The 2,946-nt window shown below is 62.5% G+C and carries 2 protein-coding genes; one reads left to right on the top strand and one right to left on the bottom strand.

Annotation, left to right across the window (positions count from 1 at the left end):
- Positions 1–245 precede the first annotated feature (245 nt).
- Complete coding sequence (locus tag GPT34_RS17675) at positions 246–1,328, top strand: IS630 family transposase (RefSeq protein ID WP_291015342.1); 1,083 nt, start codon at positions 246–248, stop codon at positions 1,326–1,328.
- A 1,430-nt stretch (positions 1,329–2,758) separates the two neighbouring features.
- On the opposite strand, the gene GPT34_RS17665 is transcribed toward GPT34_RS17675, so the two are convergent.
- On the bottom strand, positions 2,759–2,946 hold a 188-nt coding region (locus GPT34_RS17665; RefSeq protein ID WP_291015338.1), incomplete at its 5' end, for a hypothetical protein.

The raw sequence follows: 2,946 nt of genomic DNA, 5'->3' as shown, positions 1-2,946 counted from the left end.
CGCTGGACCGGCTGGGAGCCCGATGACGACTGGCTGCTCTTGCTCGTGCAGGTGCAGGTGGCACTGCATGTCGCGGCGACACCGCAGGCCGCTGCACATGGCATCGCCTGTGGGCACTGGGTCGCTGACGCCCTGCCCTCCGCGCCGCCCCACGCCTGGCTGACGGGAGCCGCCTAGTGCAGTGCGCGTGAATTAGTAGAACTTAACTGCGCCGACATACTCAAACGTTCCAGGAGGCTGGAACAGTGCGAGTTGCCAAGACGATTGAACTGGATGAGCACACCGAGCGGGAGCTTCGTATGCTTGCCAAACGCCGTACGGTGGAGGCCCGGTTGCAGCAGCGAGCGCTCGTGGTGCTGCTGGCGGCCCAGGGGCTGCAGAACAAGGACATCGCTGTCGAGGCTGGCCTGGATCGGCGCCAGGTTGCGCTGTGGCGCCAGCGATTCCTCGCCGGTGGCGTCGACGCGCTGCGCAAGGATGCCCCGCGCAGTGGCAGACCAGCCACGATCACGGCGGAGATGGAGTCGCGCATCGTGCAGGCCACCCTGCATGACAAGCCGGTCAACGCCACGCACTGGAGCACGCGCACGCTGGCCGAGCACCTGGGCGTTGGCGCGACGACCATCCGTCGCGTCTGGCAGAGCAATGGCCTGAAGCCGCACCTGGCCAAGACCTTCAAGCTCTCGCGCGATCCGCGCTTCGAGGACAAGCTGCTGGACGTGGTGGGCCTGTACATGAACCCGCCCGAGCACGCTCTGGTGCTCAGCTGCGACGAGAAGAGCCAGATCCAGGCGCTGAACCGCACGCAGCCGGGCCTGCCGATGAAACGCGGTCGTGCCGGCACCGTCACGCACGACTACAAGCGTCATGGCACGACCACGCTGTTCGCTGCGCTCAACACCCTGGACGGCAGCGTCATCTCGATGTGCCAGCCGCGGCACCGCCACAGCGAGTGGCTGAAGTTCCTGCGGCTGATCAACCGCAGCACGCCCAAGCACCTGAGCCTGCATCTGGTCGTGGACAACTACGCCACGCACCGCCACCCCGAGGTGCAGAAGTGGTTGGCCCGCAACCCGCGCTTCGTCATGCACTTCACTCCCACCAGCGCCTCGTGGCTGAACATGGTCGAACGCTTCTTCCGCGACATCACCGACAAGCGCCTGCGACGCGATAGCTTCACCAGCGTGGCCGAGTTGGAGTTGGCCATCGACCTGTACGTCGCCCATCACAACATCGACCCCAAGCCGTTCATCTGGACCGCCAGCGCCAAGGACATCCTGGCCAAGGTGACGCGGGCCAAGGCAGCCTTGGCAACCGCCGCGGGATAAGTACAGAACAGAGCGGCGCACTGCACTACGTGTATTCAATTGGCGGGCTCAGCTTGAGCGTGGGCTTAGGCCACTCACGAGGTTAGAACCAGAGGTCCTCGATGCACTTGCCGTCCGACGGCAAGTCCTCCCACCTCTCTAGCCCATCAAAGTGGTCGATGCGAACGTGAGCTATAGGATCAGGCGCGGTCATGCGCAGGTTCACGGCGATTCGTCTGCGCCCGTCGGCATTTGGCCTCAGTGCTCGCCAGTGCGTGACGCCACCGCACTTTGGACAGAAGTTGAAACTGAGCGAATCGCCGCGGACGTACGCGGTGGTCTGCCCTTCGACCTTGACGTTCTCGCCTTCGTAGCCGTAAGCCCAGAGTACACCGTACCTGCGACAAGCCGTGCAGTTGCAAGCCGTCGCTGACTCGGGCAGTTCGTCCAGTTGCCAGCGGGCTGATCCGCAGTGACATGAGCCTTCAAGCATGTGTGTGTTCCTGCAAATTGAAGATGGCCAGCGTTCCCGGCTGGCGTGCCGTTTCGGGCTCGGCTGAGCCAAGGGTCATGCGCAGCCTTGCCGAAGGCACGGTGGGCCAGGGCAGACCAGGCAACTTGAACGAGAGGCCGCGTAAAGGCCGAAAGGGAGGCGGCGGCCCGGTTCGCCAATACGGGTTGACCGGCCACGCTGGCGGGGTGGGCGAACCCAAGAAGACGCGTTCCACGGGCGCACCGAGTTGCAGACCGGCCAGCCAGAGCGCCTGTGTGCCCACCGCCACGCAGAGCGAGCGCGTACGCGCAAGCTGACAATGCCAGGGCGGGAAATGCGCGGCTCAAAGGCTGTACGGGCCCAGACGGCATTTCACAAGGCCCTCGAGGCGGTAGAGCGGAAACACCGCCTCGTGAGCCTGGTGACATGCCGTTGGGGCTCAGCTCGAGCTAGGAACTGGGCAGCAACGCCAGGCTACCTAGAGCCCGGGCCCAATGGCCCGATAAACGACCAGAAGTATCGCCAGCCCGAAGCAGCAGATAATGATCGCTTCTGACTTTCTTTCTCGAGGAGGCGGGGTCAGTGCAGACATGAAGCATGCAATAAAAAGAAGCGCGCTGGTAGCGATTTTGAGAGGCAGGCCGTCATTTATGTCAATGGCTAGCCCAACGCCAAGCAGGACTGTAATTACCCACCACAGCCATTGAATTCGCGGTTTTGCTGTAGGTCGATCTTGTTCCATGGTATTCCCCTCTTCGAAAAGGTCCTGCGCCATACCCTCGAAACTCTGAGGCAACTGCTGTAAAAAGGCCGATGTTGAACACATGCGCCTTGCGCGAATAGTCGCAGCAGGCTGGAACTCGTGCCCTTCGGCATTGGAAATCGTTTTGGGAATCAGGACTAGTTGACGGATCGGAGTGAATAGGCTGTGTTGCCAAGCGTTCGGGCTGAATGGGCGTCAATGGCCGGCCGCCAGACCCCAGCTGATGAGATCTACTGTAGCGATCCTCAGGCCGGGCCGTGGTGGCCTGCCTATGGTGCGCCCCTTGAACCAGGGGTTATGCGTCGCCATGCTCACCGGATGGGCGGTCTGGCGCCATTTCTTGCGAAGAAAGCAATCGAGAAATAACTGGTTTGGCGGATTCG

The sequence above is a fragment of the Hydrogenophaga sp. genome, from assembly GCF_011390835.1.
Taxonomy (GTDB): Bacteria; Pseudomonadota; Gammaproteobacteria; order Burkholderiales; family Burkholderiaceae_C; genus Hydrogenophaga.
The sequence above is the reverse complement of the archived record's forward strand: the minus strand, read 5'-3'. Positions and strand labels throughout refer to the sequence as shown.